The sequence below is a fragment of the Methylobacterium sp. Leaf113 genome, from assembly GCF_001423325.1.
Lineage (GTDB): Bacteria > Pseudomonadota > Alphaproteobacteria > Rhizobiales > Beijerinckiaceae > Methylobacterium.
This window is the reverse complement of record NZ_LMNJ01000052.1, coordinates 111,146-126,878: the sequence shown is the minus strand read 5'-3', so window position 1 is coordinate 126,878 and position 15,733 is coordinate 111,146. Positions and strand designations below refer to the sequence as shown.

At 69.0% G+C, this 15,733-nt stretch carries 15 protein-coding genes, 1 tRNA gene and 1 riboswitch; of the genes, 6 read left to right on the top strand and 10 right to left on the bottom strand.

Going from position 1 to position 15,733, the window contains the following annotated elements:
• Positions 1 to 38: 38 nt before the first annotated feature.
• The 3 genes from ASF60_RS21365 to ASF60_RS21355 all read right to left on the bottom strand — a co-directional run bounded on the left by ASF60_RS21365 (position 39) and on the right by ASF60_RS21355 (position 1,668).
• A tRNA-Leu gene (locus ASF60_RS21365) sits at positions 39 to 125 on the bottom strand.
• 65 nt (positions 126 to 190) lie between these two features.
• Positions 191 to 1,381: an FAD-dependent monooxygenase gene (locus tag ASF60_RS21360; protein ID WP_056190106.1), complete on the bottom strand. Its 1,191-nt coding sequence runs from the start codon at positions 1,379 to 1,381 to the stop codon at positions 191 to 193.
• A gap of 32 nt (positions 1,382 to 1,413) precedes the next feature.
• Positions 1,414 to 1,668: a zinc-finger domain-containing protein gene (locus tag ASF60_RS21355; protein WP_056190104.1), complete on the bottom strand. Its 255-nt coding sequence runs from the start codon at positions 1,666 to 1,668 to the stop codon at positions 1,414 to 1,416.
• A 211-nt stretch (positions 1,669 to 1,879) separates the two neighbouring features.
• Here ASF60_RS21355 and map point away from each other — a divergent pair, with 211 nt between their 5' ends.
• The 6 genes from map to ASF60_RS21325 all read left to right on the top strand — a co-directional run bounded on the left by map (position 1,880) and on the right by ASF60_RS21325 (position 7,729).
• Entirely contained in the window at positions 1,880 to 2,710 is an 831-nt protein-coding gene (gene map / locus ASF60_RS21350; protein ID WP_056189977.1) for a type I methionyl aminopeptidase, read from the top strand.
• A 10-nt stretch (positions 2,711 to 2,720) separates the two neighbouring features.
• On the top strand, positions 2,721 to 3,467 hold the full coding sequence (radC, locus tag ASF60_RS21345; protein ID WP_056189975.1) for a RadC family protein: 747 nt from the start codon (positions 2,721 to 2,723) through the stop codon (positions 3,465 to 3,467).
• Between the two features lie 99 nt (positions 3,468 to 3,566).
• Entirely contained in the window at positions 3,567 to 5,006 is a 1,440-nt protein-coding gene (locus ASF60_RS21340; protein WP_056189972.1) for a circularly permuted type 2 ATP-grasp protein, read from the top strand.
• Between the two features lie 129 nt (positions 5,007 to 5,135).
• Entirely contained in the window at positions 5,136 to 6,080 is a 945-nt protein-coding gene (locus ASF60_RS21335) for an alpha-E domain-containing protein (RefSeq protein WP_056189969.1), read from the top strand.
• A 37-nt stretch (positions 6,081 to 6,117) separates the two neighbouring features.
• Positions 6,118 to 6,945, top strand: coding sequence for a transglutaminase family protein (locus ASF60_RS21330; RefSeq protein ID WP_056189966.1), 828 nt, complete (start codon positions 6,118 to 6,120; stop codon positions 6,943 to 6,945).
• Between the two features lie 31 nt (positions 6,946 to 6,976).
• Positions 6,977 to 7,729: a hypothetical protein gene (locus ASF60_RS21325; protein WP_056189963.1), complete on the top strand. Its 753-nt coding sequence runs from the start codon at positions 6,977 to 6,979 to the stop codon at positions 7,727 to 7,729.
• A gap of 7 nt (positions 7,730 to 7,736) precedes the next feature.
• On the opposite strand, the gene ASF60_RS21320 is transcribed toward ASF60_RS21325, so the two are convergent.
• The 7 genes from ASF60_RS21320 to rpoD all read right to left on the bottom strand — a co-directional run bounded on the left by ASF60_RS21320 (position 7,737) and on the right by rpoD (position 15,558).
• A complete protein-coding gene (locus ASF60_RS21320; RefSeq protein WP_056189961.1) occupies positions 7,737 to 8,804 on the bottom strand; it encodes an NAD(P)H-dependent flavin oxidoreductase in 1,068 nt (355 codons plus the stop codon).
• A gap of 3 nt (positions 8,805 to 8,807) precedes the next feature.
• Positions 8,808 to 9,479, bottom strand: coding sequence for a thiamine phosphate synthase (locus ASF60_RS21315; RefSeq protein WP_056189958.1), 672 nt, complete (start codon positions 9,477 to 9,479; stop codon positions 8,808 to 8,810).
• A gap of 49 nt (positions 9,480 to 9,528) precedes the next feature.
• Positions 9,529 to 10,314: a thiazole synthase gene (locus ASF60_RS21310; RefSeq protein WP_056189954.1), complete on the bottom strand. Its 786-nt coding sequence runs from the start codon at positions 10,312 to 10,314 to the stop codon at positions 9,529 to 9,531.
• 3 nt (positions 10,315 to 10,317) lie between these two features.
• Positions 10,318 to 10,530 carry a sulfur carrier protein ThiS gene (gene thiS, locus ASF60_RS21305; protein WP_056189952.1) on the bottom strand — a complete coding sequence of 71 codons (213 nt, stop codon included), beginning with the start codon at positions 10,528 to 10,530 and terminating at the stop codon, positions 10,318 to 10,320.
• A complete protein-coding gene (thiO, locus tag ASF60_RS21300; protein ID WP_056190102.1) occupies positions 10,527 to 11,717 on the bottom strand; it encodes a glycine oxidase ThiO in 1,191 nt (396 codons plus the stop codon). The genes thiS and thiO overlap by 4 nt, the downstream gene beginning before the upstream one ends.
• A gap of 95 nt (positions 11,718 to 11,812) precedes the next feature.
• A riboswitch (TPP riboswitch) is annotated at positions 11,813 to 11,941 on the bottom strand.
• A 152-nt stretch (positions 11,942 to 12,093) separates the two neighbouring features.
• Positions 12,094 to 13,341 carry an adenylate/guanylate cyclase domain-containing protein gene (locus ASF60_RS21295; RefSeq protein WP_056189950.1) on the bottom strand — a complete coding sequence of 416 codons (1,248 nt, stop codon included), beginning with the start codon at positions 13,339 to 13,341 and terminating at the stop codon, positions 12,094 to 12,096.
• A 222-nt stretch (positions 13,342 to 13,563) separates the two neighbouring features.
• Complete coding sequence (gene rpoD / locus ASF60_RS21290) at positions 13,564 to 15,558, bottom strand: RNA polymerase sigma factor RpoD (protein WP_056189947.1); 1,995 nt, start codon at positions 15,556 to 15,558, stop codon at positions 13,564 to 13,566.
• Positions 15,559 to 15,733: the final 175 nt, after the last annotated feature.

Genomic DNA, 15,733 nt, shown 5'->3' with positions numbered 1-15,733 from the left:
ACGCGTTTGTCGTCGCGGCCGTTCGGACGATGATGGGTTGGTGCGGACGGCGGGACTCGAACCCGCACAGCCTTTCAGCCGCAAGATTTTAAGTCTCGTGCGTCTACCGGTTTCGCCACGTCCGCATGCCGGGATCAGCGGTAGCGGGGCCGCATCCGGAGATCAAGACGTCCCGTCCGGACGGGCCGGATCAGGGCGTCCAGCCGTAGAGCCAGGCGTAGCGGCGGTTCATGCCCTCGGGTCCGAGCCGGCGCATCACGGCGTTGCGGATCGGCGCCACCAGGGCGCCGGCATGGTAGGTGCGGCCGTTGGCGCGGGCGGCGCGGCGGACCCGGCGGACCCGGGCCGTGCGCAGGCGGCTGTAGCGCGCCAGCGCCGCGCCGGGATCGAGCGGGCCTTCGCGGGGGTCGAGGACCCTGGCCAGGGTCGCCGCATCCTCGATCGCCAGCGCCGCGCCCTGGGCCAGGAACGGCAGGATCGGGTGGGCGGCATCGCCCAGGAGGGCGAGGCGGCCGCGGGCCATCGGCCGCGACGCGTCGCGGTCCTCGAGGGACCAGACCAGCCAGGAATCCGGCACTGCCAGGAGGGCCGCGAGTGGCGCCGCCGCATCGCGAAACCGGGCGCGCAGCACGGCGGGCTCGCCGAGTTGGCCCCAGCCCTGGCTGCCGGTCCGCTCCGGGATGACCGCCACCACGTTGACGTGCTGGCCGCCCCGGATCGGGTAATGCACCACGTGCCGCGCCGGCCCGAGCCACAAGCCCGTCGAATCCCCGTCGAGCTCGGACGGGAAGGCCTCGCGCGGCACGATCGCCCGCCACGCCGCCGCGCGGCTGGAGCGCAGGCGGTGGCCGTCGAGATGCCCGCGCAGGCGGGACCGGACCCCGTCGGCGCCGATGACGAGATCGGCCGGGAAGGTTTCGCTGCGCGACCCGCTTGCGCTCTCCAGGGTGAGGTCGATGCCGTCCGGCCGTTCGGCGAGGGCGGTGACGTCGCGTCCGACCAGGAGGCGGATGTTGGGGCGCCCGCGCACGGCGTCGAGGAGCAGGGTCTGCAGGTCGGCCCGGTGGATCACATAGTAGGGCGCGCCGAACTGCTCGCGCAGGCTGGCGCCCAAGGCGACGCCGCCGATGACGTGGCCGGAGGCCAGCGCCCGCACCACGACCCCGGGGGGCTCGCTCGCCGCCCGGCGCAGGGCCGGCCCGAGGCCGAGCCCGATCAGCACCCGGCTGGCGTTCGGCGAAATCTGAATGCCGGCGCCGACCTCACTGAAGCCGGTCCGGCGCTCGATCAGGGTCACGGCGTGGCCGGCGGCGTCGAGGGTCAGCGCCGCCGTGAGGCCGCCGATCCCCGCCCCCACGATGGCGATGCTTAATGCTGGCACGAAGTCGCCCGGCACGGAGCCGATCCGCCCGGTCAGGCGGCGGCCGGGGTCCGGTCGTCCCACACGCAGATGGCGGGGTCGGCGTTGCCGGCGGCCAGGGTCGGGCGGTAGCGGTACAGCGTCGAGCAATACTGACAGATAATCTCGTCCTCGGCGCCCATGTCGAGGAAGATGTGCGGATGGTCGAACGGGGGCTTGGCCCCGATGCACATGAACTCCTTCGAGCCGACATGGATCACGGCCACGCCGGGCTCGTTGTGGAAATGCGGCACCGCCTTGTCAGCCATCGCCTCGTCCTGCCTGCCGGCCCGCCGGGCCATCGTCCCGATCGGGCATCCGTGTCGTGGGGTCTGCCGAGATCCGTCTCTAGCCGCTCGCCCGGCGCAAGCCTAGTGCGGACGGCGCGAGCCGCGTGAAAACGGAGCGAGGGTTGGCCTCGCGCCGACCTCACCGTACATAGGGTTCGAGCCAGCCCCGGACCGCTTCGCGAAATTTTCCATGACCCAGAACGAACAGGCCGTCTCCGACAGCGGACGGCGCGCGCCCCAGCCGCCGATCCATGGCCCGGAGGGGTTCGAGGGTATGCGCAAGGCCGGCCGGCTCACCGCGGAAGCCCTCGACGTGCTGATGGAGGCGACCGCCCCCGGCGTCACCACCGAACATCTCGACAGGCTCGCCTACACCTTCGCCATGGACCACGGCGCCTACCCGGCCTCCCTGCTCTATCGCGGTTATCCGAAGTCGATCTGCACCTCGATCAACCACGTCGTCTGCCACGGCATCCCGAACGACAAGCCCCTGCGCGAAGGCGACATCGTCAATCTCGACATCTGCCTCATCGTCGACGGGTGGCACGGCGATTCGAGCCGCATGGCGTATGTCGGCGAGGTGCCGCGCCGCGCCCAGCGCCTGTGCGAGATCACCCACGAATGCCTGATGCGCGGCATCGCGGCGATCAAGCCCGGGGGTTCGACCACCGATATCGGCCGGGCGATCCAGGCCTATGCCGAATCGGAGCGCTGCTCCGTGGTGCGCGACTTCTGCGGCCACGGCCTCGGGCGCACCTACCACGATGCCCCGACCATCCTGCACTACGTCGAGCCGAGCTACGACGTGAAGTTCCAGCCCGGCCAGTTCTTCACCGTGGAGCCGATGATCAATCTCGGCCGCCCGGCGGTGAAGGTGCTCTCCGATGGCTGGACGGCGGTGACGCGCGACCGCTCGCTCTCGGCGCAGTTCGAGCACACGGTGGCGGTGACGGAGACGGGGGCGGAGATCTTCACCCTGTCGCCCAAGGGACTGCACCAGCCCGCGCCCACCGCCGCCTGACCGCGACGCCGTGACGGACCGGCCGCCTCCCAGACCTGACCGACGACCGGAGGGCGGGCCGGAGGAGGCCGGCAGCGGCCCGGCGGAGCCCCACTACCTCGGGCACCGCGACCGTTTGCGGGCGCGCTTCGCCCAGGGCGGGGCCGACGCCCTGCCGGATTACGAACTGCTCGAGTTGGCGCTGTTCCGGGCGATTCCGCGCCGGGACGTGAAGCCCCTGGCCAAGGCCCTGATCCGGCGCTTCGGCAGCTTCGCCGAGGTGGTGAGCGCCGAACCCGCGCGACTTGCTGAAATTGAAGGCATCGGCGCCGGGGTCATCGCCGACCTGAAGCTCATCGAAGCGGCAGGTCACCGGCTGGCGCGCGGCGCCATCGCCGATCGGCCGCTGCTCTCCTCCTGGAGCGCCGTGCTGGACTATTGCCGCGCCACCATGGCCTTCGCCCCGCGCGAGCAGTTCCGCATCCTGTTCCTCGACCGCCGCAACCACCTCATCGCCGACGAGGTTCAGGGTCGCGGCACCGTGGATCACACTCCGGTCTATCCGCGGGAAGTCGCGCGCCGCGCCCTCGAACTCTCGGCGACGGCGATCATCCTGGCCCACAACCACCCGTCCGGCGATCCGACGCCCTCGGCCGCCGACATCCGCATGACCCGCGAGATCCTGGGAGTGCTCGATCCCCTCGGCATCGTCATCCACGATCACATTATCCTGGGTCGCGAGGGACACGCGAGCTTCAAGGGCTTGAAGTTGATCTGAACGTGCTACCGTACACGCCAGGGCGGTACCTTCGGGGCCGATGTCCGATCGCTGGCGCGTGTCTTGCCTAGCTAGACGGTGTTCAAGGGGGAGACGCGAATGGCGCTCGCTGCATTCGACGAGATGACCGGGCTGCCCGACGGGGCGCTGAGCAACCCCGCCGTGCGCGAAGCCTACGACAGCCTGAAACACTGGCTCGACACCACGCCGCCCGAGCATTTCAACACGCGCCGCAGCCAGGCCGAGATGCTGTTCCGGCGCATCGGCATTACCTTCGCGGTCTACGGGGCGAACGAATCCACCGAGCGCCTGATCCCGTTCGACATCATCCCGCGGGTGATCACCAAGCCCGAGTGGAGCTTCCTGGAACGCGGGCTGAAGCAACGCGTCACGGCGATCAACGCCTTCCTGAAGGACATCTACGGCGCCCAGGAATGCATCAAGGCCGGCGTGATCCCGGCCGACCTCGTCTACCGCAATCCGCATTACCGCATGGAGATGCGCGCCTTCCGGGTGCCGCACGACCTCTACGTCCACATCGCCGGCATCGACATCGTCCGTACCGGCGAGAACGACTTCTTCGTGCTGGAGGACAATGCCCGGACCCCGTCCGGCGTGTCCTACATGCTGGAGAACCGCGAGGTGATGCTGCGGCTGTTCCCCGAGCTGTTCTCCCGCCACCGGGTCGCCCCGGTCGAGAACTATCCCGACGCCCTGCTGGCGACCCTGCGAAGTCTGGCGCCCTCGACGGCGACCCGCGATCCCACCGTCGCCCTGCTCACACCCGGCCGCTACAACTCGGCCTTCTACGAACACTCGTTCCTCGCCGACAAACTCGGCGTCGACCTCGTCGAGGCCTCCGACCTCTTCACCAAGGACGATGTCGTCTACATGCGCACCACGGAAGGTCCGCGCCGGGTCGACGTGCTCTATCGCCGCCTCGACGACGACTTCCTCGACCCGCTGGTGTTCCGCCCGGATTCCGTCCTCGGCGTTCCGGGCATCATGAACGCTTACGAGCGCGGGACGGTGACGCTGGCCAACGCGGTCGGCACCGGCATCGCCGACGACAAGGCGGTCTACAGCTACATGCCGGAGATCGTGAAGTTCTTCACCGGTGAGGAGCCGATCCTGCACAACGTGCCGACCTATCGCTGCCGCGAGAAGGAGGCCTTCGCCTACGTGATGGACAACCTTTCCGAACTCGTCGTGAAGGAGGTCAACGGGTCGGGCGGCTACGGCATGCTGGTCGGGCCGCACGCCACCAAGCGCGAGATCGAGGAGTTCGGGCGCAAGCTGAAACACGCGCCGGACGGCTTCATCGCCCAGCCGACCCTGGCGCTCTCCACCTGCCCGACCTTCGTCGCCTCCGGCGTGGCGCCCCGGCACGTGGATCTGCGCCCGTTCGTCCTGTGCGGCTCGGACGAGATCCGCATCGTGCCCGGCGGCCTCACCCGGGTCGCGCTCAAGGAGGGCTCGCTGGTGGTCAATTCGAGCCAGGGCGGCGGCACCAAGGACACCTGGGTCCTCGACGCCTGAGACATCGACGGGCGTCCGACACGACGTTTCGCGTCGGACGCCTTTTCAACGCGGTGCCCCCACCCGCATAGTCCTCCCCGCCCTGCGGTCTGCGTGATCCGACGCCGGCCGACGTCCCGATGGAACCCCATGCTGTCCCGGACCGCCGACAACCTGTACTGGCTCTCGCGCTACGCCGAGCGGGCGGAGTTCGTGGCCCGCATCCTCGATGCGGCCCTGCGCCTCGCCGCCCTGCCGTCCAGCTATGGCGGCGGCGAGACCAACGAGTGGGCCTCGGCCCTGGCGTCGGCGGGCGACCCGGAGGTGTTCAAGCCGCTCTACGACAGCGTCACGGAAGCCACCGTGTGCGATTTCCTGGCGTTCAGCCCGCACAACCCATCTTCGATCCGCTCCTGCATCGAGACTGCGCGCGAGAACGCCCGCAGCGTGCGTACCGCGCTGACCACCGAGATGTGGGACGCGATCAACGGGGCCTGGCTCGAGCTGCGCAACTACGAGGGGCGCGAGCTCAACCGCGACGAGTTCACCCGCTTTCTCGACTGGGTGAAGGGCGTCTCCCTCGCCTTCGACGGCTCGGCCTACCGCACCATGCTGCGCAATGACGCGTATTGGTTCACGCGCCTCGGCACCGCGATCGAGCGGGCCGACAACACCGCCCGCATCCTCGACGTGAAGTACCGCATCCTGCTCCCCGCCACGGAGAAGATCGGCGGCAGCCTCGACTACTTCCAGTGGACCACGATCCTGCGCGAGGTCTCGGCCTTCAACGCCTATCACTGGGTCTACCGGGAGAGCGTGAAGCCCCTGCTGGTGGCCGACCTGCTGATTCTCAACCGGCAGATGCCGCGCTCCTTCACCAATTGCTACGGCATGCTGGTGGAGCATCTCGATCTCATCGCCGATGCCTATGGCCGGCGCGGCGCGAGCCAGCGCCTGGCCAGCAACACGCTGGCGCGTCTCGAAGGCGAGAACATCAACCGCATCTTCTCGTCGGGCCTCCATGAGTTCGTGACGGAGTTCATCGTCGAGAACAATCGTCTCGGCGCCGCGGTGATCGAGCAATATCTGGTATAGGGCCGGCTCGAACCCGACGCCGCGCAAAGGTCGTTGCATGCGAATCCGCGTCTTTCACGAGACCAACTACACCTACGAGCAGCCGGCTCGCGGCCTGATCCAGGTTCTGCGCCTGCGCCCGCGCGACCATGACGGGCAGTACGTGCGGCGCTGGCGCATCGAGCCCTCCGTCGATGGCCGGGTCAGCGAGCGCGAGGACGGCTTCGGTAACGTGGTGCACTGGTTCACGGCGGACGAGCCGGCCGAGGCCCTGTCGATCCGGGTGACGGGCGAAGTCGATACCCTTGAGATGCACGGCATCGTGCGCGGCACCATCGAGCGGCTGCCGGACGTGTTCTACCTGCGCGATTCCGATCTCGCCCTGGCCAACGACGCGATCCAGGACTTCGCGCGCGAGATCGCGGCGGCCGGCGATCCGGCGCCCCTGCCCTGCCTGCATCGCCTGCTCGCCGCCGTTCACGAGCGGGTCGCGTTCGTGCCGGGTCCGGCCAGCGCCAGCACCAACGCGGCGCAGGCCTTCAGCCAGGAGAAGGGCGTCTGCCAAGACCTCACCCACCTGTTCATCGCGGCGGCGCGGCACCTCGAAATTCCGACGCGCTACGTGTCGGGCTACTTCCACCACGCCGACGACGACGCGGATCAGGGCTCCGGCCATGCCTGGGCCGAGTCCCTGGTGCCGGGCCTGGGCTGGATCGGCTTCGATGCGGCCCACGGCATCGCCACCACCGAGGCCCATATCCGCGTGGCGGTCGCCCTCGACTATCTCGGCGCGGCCCCGATCCGCGGCAGCCGCCTCGGTGGCGGGACAGAGACCCTCGACGTGACCCTCCGCGTCGAGCAAGCACAGGCCAGCGTCCAGTCCTGATTCCAGGCGGCCGCGCGGGAAAGATCGCATCATGACCTATTGTGTCGGCGTCCTCGTGGAAGAGGGCCTTGTGATGATCGCCGACACCCGGACCAATGCCGGGCTCGACGACATCTCGACCTATCGCAAGCTTCACCACTTCAACGTGCCGGGCGAGCGCGTGATGATGCTGGCCTCCGCCGGCAATCTCTCGATTACCCAATCGGTTCTCAGCCTCCTGTCCGAGGGCGTCGAGGGCGATGCCGGCGAGCCGACGATGAAGCTCGTCGAGGCGCCGACCATGTTCCAGGCGGCCCAGCTCGTCGGCCGCGCCATCCGCCGGGTGCGGGAGATCGAGAAAGCCGGCTTCGAGGCGGCGAACCTGCGTTTCTCGGTCTCGTTGCTGTTCGGCGGCCAGATCGGCACCGATCCGATGAAGCTCTACCTGATCTATTCGGCTGGCAACTTCATCGAATGCAGCGGCGATGCGCCCTTCCTGCAGATCGGCGAGCACAAATACGGCAAGCCCATCCTCGACCGCGCGGTGAAATACGAGACCGATCTCTACGACGCTCTCAAGGTCGGGCTGGTCTCGATGGACTCGACCATGCGCTCGAATCTCGGCGTCGGCCTGCCCATCGACATCGCGCTCGCCCGCCGCAACGCCCTCGACCTCGAGGTGAATCACCGGATCGAGGCCGGCGAGAGCTACTTCCACGACCTGCGCGAGCGTTGGTCCGCGGCCCTGCGCGCGGCCCACCGGGCGATCCCGCGGCCGCCCTACGGGCCGTCTACGGCGAAATGATCGGACGTCAGGCCCGTCGGAGAAGCGCCAGGGCCTGCTCTGCCAGCTCGACAGTCAGGCGTCCGGCGTCGATGTCGCGGGCGAGCGGTGCGGCCTGACCGGCCCAGAGTGGCGAGAAGTCACCCGACCCGCGCCGTTCGGCCTCGATCCGCAGGGGCTGCAAACCGATGGCGGCTGTGGGGAAGACGGGAGCGTCCGCGCGAAGCGGCCCGAGTTCACGGATCGCACGGTTGATCACGCCCCGCGCCGGCTTGCCCGTCAGCACGTTGGTGATCGTGGTGTCCTCGTCCCGGGCCCGGCGCAATGCGTCGCGATGGGGAGCGGATAATCCCGCCTCCGTGGTGAGGAGATAGGCGGTCCCCAATTGGACGGCCGAGGCGCCGAGCATGAAGGCCGCCGCGATCCCGCGCGCATCGGCGATCCCGCCGGCGGCGATGACCGGGACCGCGACCGCATCGACCACCTGGGGCACCAGCGCCATCGTGCCGACCTGCGTCGCGGGATCACCGCCGAGGAACGTGCCGCGATGGCCGCCCGCCTCGGCTCCCTGGGCGATGATGGCGTCGACTCCGCGCTCGGCGAGCCGGCGCGCCTCGCGCACGGTCGTCGCCGACGCGAGGATGCGGCAGCCGAGCGCCCGCAGGGGTGACAGGAGGCTCGGCTCCGGCAAGCCGAAATGGAAGCTGACGACCGGCGGCCTGAGATCCGCCACGACGGCCAGCATGGCCGCATCGAAGGGCGCGCGTTGCGCCATGGCGATGGGTGCGGCCGGGTCGAGCCCGAACTCCGCGTAGTAGGGTTCGAGCCGGCTGCGCCAAGCCGCCTCGCGCGCGGCGTCCGGCGCCTCCGGCACGTGGCAGAAGAAGTTGAGATTGAACGGCCGCTCGGAGCGCGCGCGCAGCGCCGCGACTTCGGTCCGCACGAGGTCAGGCGTCATCGCCGCGCAGGCCAGGGAGCCCAGGCCGCCCGCCGCGCTGACGCTGGCTGCGAGCGCCGGCTTCGGCCCGATCATCGGCGCCTGGATGATCGGATGCTGCACCGGCACCAGGTCGAGGAAACGGTTTGGACCCCACATCGCTCAACCTCTCCCCGATCCGCTGCGGCCGGATCGCACATCGAGCGACGCGCCGTAGGCCCGCGCCTCCGCCTCGGGATCGGGGCTGCGCATCAGCCCGCCCATCACCGCGATGCCGGCGGCCCCGGCCTCGCGGCAGAGTCCGACGCGGTCGGGGGTGATGCCTCCGAGCGCGATCACCGGGATGCGGAACGCCGCCGCCGCCGTCAGCGCCTGCGGCCCGAGGGCCGGACCGTAGCCCGGTTTGCTCGCGGTCGCGAAGATCGGGCTCAAGGTGACATAGTCGGCGCCTGCGCGCGCCGCAGCCTCGACCTCGGCGAGGCCGTGGGCCGACACTCCGAGGCAGCCGCGCGGAAGACGCTCGCGTGCCGACGCCACATCGACCGGAGTTGCCCCGCCGGGCAGGTGAACGCCCTCGGCTCCGAGATCCAGCGCCAGGGCGGGATCACCCCCGATCGAAACGAACCCGCCCCGGGCTCCGACGAGGTCGACGACGTCGCGGGCCAGTGCGCGACGCTCGTCCGGGGCCAAGTCCCGCTCCCGGAACCAGACCCAGCGCACACCACCCCGCATCAGGCCTTCGAGCGTGCCTAGGAGTTGGCGGGCGGCGAGGTCCGGTGGCGCCACGGAGGAACGCTCCGTTACCGCCAGCAGCGATGCCGGCAGCGATCTCATGCCGGCCGACGCCCGCAACGGGTGGACAACTCGCCCAAACCGAACCGGCTCACGAGCCGACGAGGCCAAGCTGCGGGCTCGACGGTTCGGCCCGGCCGCGCCTCGGAATGCGGCCGGCCAGATGCGCGTCGCGGCCGGCCTGGACGGCGCTGCGCATGGCGCGGGCCATGCGGACGGGATCGTCCGCCTTGGCCACGGCGGTGTTGAGGAGGCAACCCGCAGCCCCGAGTTCCATGGCGATCACGGCGTCGGAGGCCGTGCCGATGCCTGCATCGACGATCACCGGCACGGGGGAGCGGCGGCAGATGAGTTCCAGGTTGGCGGGATTGGCCACCCCCATGCCCGAACCGATCAGTGAGCCCATCGGCATCACGGCAGCGCAGCCGAGATCGGCGAGACGCTGGCACACCACCGGATCGTCGTTGCAATAGGGCAGCACCGTGAACCCGTCATCGACCAGGTGGCGGCAGGCCTCCAACAATTCGGCGACGTCGGGATACAGCGTTTCGCGGTCACCGATGACCTCGACCTTGATCCAGGTGGTGTCGAGCGCCTCGCGGGCGAGTTCAGCGGTCATGATCGCGTCTCGCGCCGTCTCGCAGCCGGCCGTATTGGGCAGGAACCGGTGCCCCTTCAGCCGGCGCAGGGTGTCCGATCCGTGTCCCTGCAGCGAGACGCGGCGGATCGAGGCCGTGACCACTTCGGCGCCGGAGGCCGCCACCGCCTCGAAGAGGATGCTCTGGGTCGGGTAGCCGGCCGTGCCGATAAACAGGCGCGAGCCCAGGCTCACGCCGCCGATCACCAGCGCATCGGTGTCGTTCGCGGGTTCAGTCATTCCTCAGCCTCCCTGCATGGCACGGACGATCTCGACGCGGTCGCCCTCGGCGAGCCGGGTCGCGGCCCAATCGCGCCGCCGGACCACCGCGCCGTTGAGCGCGATGGCGATGCCCTGCGGGCTGTCGAGGCCGGTTTCCTCGGCCTCCTCCCGGAACAGGGCGTCGAGATCGGCGGCGGCGCTGTCGCGGGCCTGTCCGTTGACGGTGAGTCTCACGCGAAGGCCCTCGCGGGTTCAGGCTTCGCGAAGCGGGCGAGCCCGAAGTCGCGTGCGTAAGCCGGAAGCGTCCCGTCGGCGACCAGGGCCGCCACCGCGTCGGCGGTGGCCGGAGCCAACAGGTAGCCGTTGCGATGATGGCCGGTGGCGACGACGAGGCCGGGCGCCAGCGCGTCGATGATCGGGGCGTCGTCGTCGGAAGTCGGGCGGAATCCGCTCCACACCGCCTCGACCGCCATCTCCTCGATACCCGGCAGCACGCGGCGGGCGCCCTCCAACAGGGCAAAGAGGCCACCGGCGGTGACACCGGCGACAAAGCCGCAATCCTCCACCGTCGCTCCGACGATGAGGTGACCGTCGCTCTTCGGCGCCATGTGGACCTGCTCGGTCCAGACCATATGGGCGAGGGTTCCGGTGCGGGCGGTGGTCCGCAGGGCCAGGGATTGGCCGCGCAGGGGTCGGACCGGCAGGGCGAGCGAATCAGGCAGCAGACCGGTCTCGCCGCTCCAGGCGCCGGTCGCGAGCACGATGGTGTCCGCGAGGGTGAGTCCGTGGGCATGGCGCACGCCCGTGACCCGGCTGGCGCTCCAGTCGAGCGCCGCGACCGGGCAGCCCTCCACGAGGGTGACGCCGGCCCCAAGGCAGGCCTGCACCAGGGCCGCCATCACCCGAGCCGGATCGACCTGATGATCGTGCGGACAGAACAGACCGGCGGTGACGGCCGGCCGCAAGCGCGGCTCGCGGGCGCGGACGTCCGGGCCGGTGAGCCAGCGCGCATCGAGGCCCGAGCGTTTCTGGAGATCGTGGCGGAAGCGCAGGCGCTCGACCTCGTCGCGGCCGAGGGCGAGCACCAGGGTACCCTCCTGCCGGTAATCGATATCGAGACCGGACGCGGCCTGAAGATCGTCGCGAAATCCCGGCCAGCGCGACAGGCTTTCGAGGGCGAGCGGCAGCAGCGGATCGGAGCCGGGCTCGTGCTCCGCGGCAGGGGCGAGCATACCGGTGGCGGCCAGGCTCGCTCCGGCGCCGACGGTGTCACGCTCCAGGACGGTGACGGACCGACCGCCCTGCGCCAAGCGCCAGGCGGCCGAGAGGCCGATCAGGCCCCCGCCGACCACGACGACGTCGCTGCGCGCCGGAGGGACGGCGACCGGCGGCGCAGCGCCATGTGTCCGTCGCAGATTGATGCAGGCCTTCGGGGTCACGTCCAACGCAATCTCCGCAACGGGCGTCGAGATTGGTGGGGCTGCAGCTTCAGGCGGTGAAGCGTGCCGGGCTTGATGAGAAACCCGCGGTCCAATCCCTACGCCGGTATGAACCGGGTCAGGTTCGAAGGATTTCCGCGCCGCCATCCGCGAACGGACGGCCATCGGTTTCTCAGCCCCTTGCCGGGGATCTCCCTGGAACGCTCCTGATGTGGGCCGTCCGCCCGCCGGGGTCAATCCCCGTTATGCCCGAAGGCAGGACTCGGGAAGGGCCACGACTGGCCACAGCCACGACTCGCCAACAGCAAGGCTTGGCCAACAGCAGGGCTTGGCCGAGAGGACGGCTCGCGGGGTGGCCTCAGGCCACCGGAGGGCGCGTCGGACGATAGACGCCCATCGGCTCGGCGAACCCGTCGAGGGCATGTTCGCCGAGGGGTTCCGGCATGTCCCAGAGGAAATCGACGAACGGCTTCGTCATCAGGATCGGCTCACCGAGCGTCCGATTCAGGCGGGCGACGCGGCTCGCAAGGTTCACGTCGCGACCGATGACGGTGAAGTCGAGGCGGGCGCCCGAGCCGACATTGCCGTAGGCGGCCTCACCGTGATGGAGGGCGATGCCGGCCGCGACCGGGTTGGCGAAGTGACCGAGCGAATTGGCCTCGGCGAGCGCCGCCATGGCGCTCTGCGAGGCGGTGAGTGCGCCCTTGGCCGCGCCCCCAAGATCGTCCCCCGGCTCGCGAAAAATCGCCAGCAGGCCGTCGCCAAGATATTTCAGGACCTCTCCGCCCTCGCGCTCGATGGCGGGCACAAGACAGTCGAAGAAGATGTTCAGCAGGTCGACCGCTTCCTCCGGCGTCATGTCGGCCGAAATTCGGGTGTAGTCGCGCATATCGGCGAACAGGATCGCCGAGCGGATGCGCTGGACATGGCCGCGACGGATCGAGCCGCCGAGGATGGCTTTGTGCGGCTCGTCGCCGACATAGATCCGCAGCACGTGGTCGAGCTGCTTGTTGACGCTGCGCATCTCCATCACGGCGGCGAGCGTCGGCATGACGAAGCGCATGATCGCCACATCCTCGTCGCGGAACCCGTCCGGGGACCGGGTGGCGAAGGAGATGCCGTTGCGGGTGCCGTTGGTGAAGAACAGCGGCGCCACGATGTAGTGCCGGTAGCCCTCGGCCTTCAGGTCCGGGATCACCGCGTAGGCGTCGTCCGGCGTCTCGGCGAGGTCGAGGATCAGCCATTCGCCGGTCTCGTGCACCCGGTGGAACGGGCTCTCGCGATAGGCCTTGTCGGACGCTTCCCCGTGCGGGAACAGCCGGACGGTGGAACCGGTCTCGCGGGTCCAGAAGCGGCCGACGCCGGAATATTCGGAATGCAGCGCGTCGATGGCGGTGGTGGCGCGGTCGACCGGCACGTCGAGGCGGATCAGGCGCTCGGCGAGACCCGACAGCAGGTCCTCCGCCTTCGGCATCCGAGCCCCCTCGCTCAGCAGCCAGTCTCGCAGGGCCACGCATTGCTGGAGGGCGCCGAAGGGAACGTCGGCCGCCTCCGAGCCGTCGGCTTCGGCGGTGGGAGAAGGCTGGGGCGGGCCTCGATCGAGCATATGGCCAAGGTGGGTTGAGAGGCGGCATCCGGCAACGGCCGCCGACGCCTTTTGTGAGTATCGCGCGGACCCGGCACCTTCAACCGTACAGCTGACGGGCGGGACCAGCGCAGATGTGATGGGCAAGGCCGAAGGTCCGCCCATGAAAAAGGCCGGCGCCCCGAAGCGCCGGCCCTCCCATGATTGATCGTCAGCACACGGTCTAGCGGGTGGTTTGAGGCGCTAGTTGTCGAGGAAGCTGCGGAGCTTGCGCGAGCGGCTCGGGTGCTTGAGCTTGCGCAGAGCCTTCGCCTCGATCTGACGAATGCGCTCGCGGGTCACCGAGAACTGCTGGCCGACTTCTTCGAGGGTGTGATCGGTGTTCATGCCGATGCCGAAGCGCATGCGCAGCACGCGTTCTTCGCGCGGGGTCAGCGAGGCGAGGACACGTGTCGTCGTCTCACGAAGATTGCTCTGAATCGCCGCGTCGATGGGCAGGACGACGTTCTTGTCCTCGATGAAGTCGCCGAGGTGGCTGTCCTCCTCGTCGCCGATGGGCGTTTCGAGGGAGATCGGCTCCTTGGCAATCTTGAGGACCTTGCGGACCTTTTCCAACGGCATGGCCAGCTTCTCGGCCAGTTCCTCCGGCGTCGGCTCGCGGCCGATCTCGTGCAGCATCTGGCGCGAGGTGCGGACGATCTTGTTGATCGTCTCGATCATGTGCACCGGGATGCGGATGGTGCGGGCCTGATCGGCGATCGAGCGGGTGATCGCCTGACGAATCCACCAGGTGGCGTAGGTGGAGAACTTGTAGCCGCGGCGATACTCGAACTTATCGACCGCCTTCATCAGGCCGATATTGCCCTCCTGGATCAGGTCCAGGAACTGCAGGCCGCGGTTGGTGTACTTCTTGGCGATCGAGATCACGAGGCGCAGGTTCGCCTCGATCATCTCCTTCTTGGCCTGCCGGGCTTCGCGCTCGCCCTTCTGGACCATGTTGACGATCTTGCGGTACTCGCCGATCTCCAGGCCCGTCTCGGAGGCGAGGGTCAGAATCTGCTCGCGCAGGCGGGCGACCTCGCCCGAGCCCTTCTCGACGAGATTCTTCCAGCCGCGGCCGCCGAGGCTGCCGACGCGCTCCATCCAGTTAGGGTCAAGCTCCCAGCCCTGGTAGTGGCGCAGGAACTCGTCGCGGGCGACGCCGTGGCTCTCGGCGTAGCGCATCAGCCGGCCCTCATGGGAGATAAGGCGCTTGTTGATGTCGTAGAGCTGCTCGACGAGGGCCTCGATGCGGTTGGCATTGAGGGAGAGCGACTTCACGTCGGTGACGACGGCGTCCTTCAGCTCGTCCTGCTTGCGCTCCTGCGAATCGGTGCGGGTGCCGCCCGAGGCCTTGAGCTCGGCATGCTCGTTCTGCAGCTTGCGCAGCTTGCGGTAGTTGTTGGCGATGTTGTCGAACGTCTCGAGGACGCGCGGCTTGATCTCCGTCTCCATGGCGGCGAGGGAGACGTTGTTCTCCATGTCGTCGTCATCGTCGCCCTCGGGCGGCGTCGGAGTATCGGATTCGCCCTCTTCGGTCTCCTCGGCGCCGTCGGCGATCGCCATCGCGTTCTTCGCGTCGGGTCCCGCATAGGTGGCTTCGAGATCGATGATCTCGCGCAGGAGCACCCGGCCGTCGACGAGTTCGTCGCGCCAGATGATGATGGCCTGGAAGGTCAGCGGGCTCTCGCAGAGCCCGGCAATCATCGCCTCGCGACCGGCCTCGATGCGCTTGGCGATGGCGATCTCGCCCTCGCGGGACAGGAGTTCGACCGAACCCATCTCGCGCAGGTACATTCGCACGGGATCATCCGTGCGGTCGGTCGGCTCCTTGGTGGTCTCGGCGCGCAGGGCGACGGGCTTCGTCGGCGCGATCTCGGCGACCTCGGTTCCCTCGGCGCCGTCCTCGTCCTCGGATTCGCCGCTGGCCTTGGTCTCCGTCGTCTCCTCGGTCTCTTCCGCCTCGACGACGTTGATGCCCATCTCGGACAGCTGGGACAGCACGTCCTCGATCTGATCGGGATCGGACTGGCCGTCGGGCAGAACCTCGTTGATCTCCTCGTAGGTGATGTAGCCGCGCTTCTTCGCGAGCTTCACCATCCGCTTGACGGAGGCATCCGTCAGATCGAGAAGCGGCCCGTCGGTCTGTTGCTCCGGAGCAGCATCCGTTTCGTCCCGTTCCGTTGCCTTCGTCGCCATGGTCCGCCTATGGTTGTCGTGTCAGTGTCGCGCGGGAGCGTGTCGCCCACTCCGCGTCATCGACGCTGCAATGCATGTGATGTGCGGACCGTCGAAGTGACAGCCGCGTCGATGTCAGATCCCGGTATGCAAGCGAGACGCTTGACCGATTGTTAACCATAGCCGCCAAGAGCGG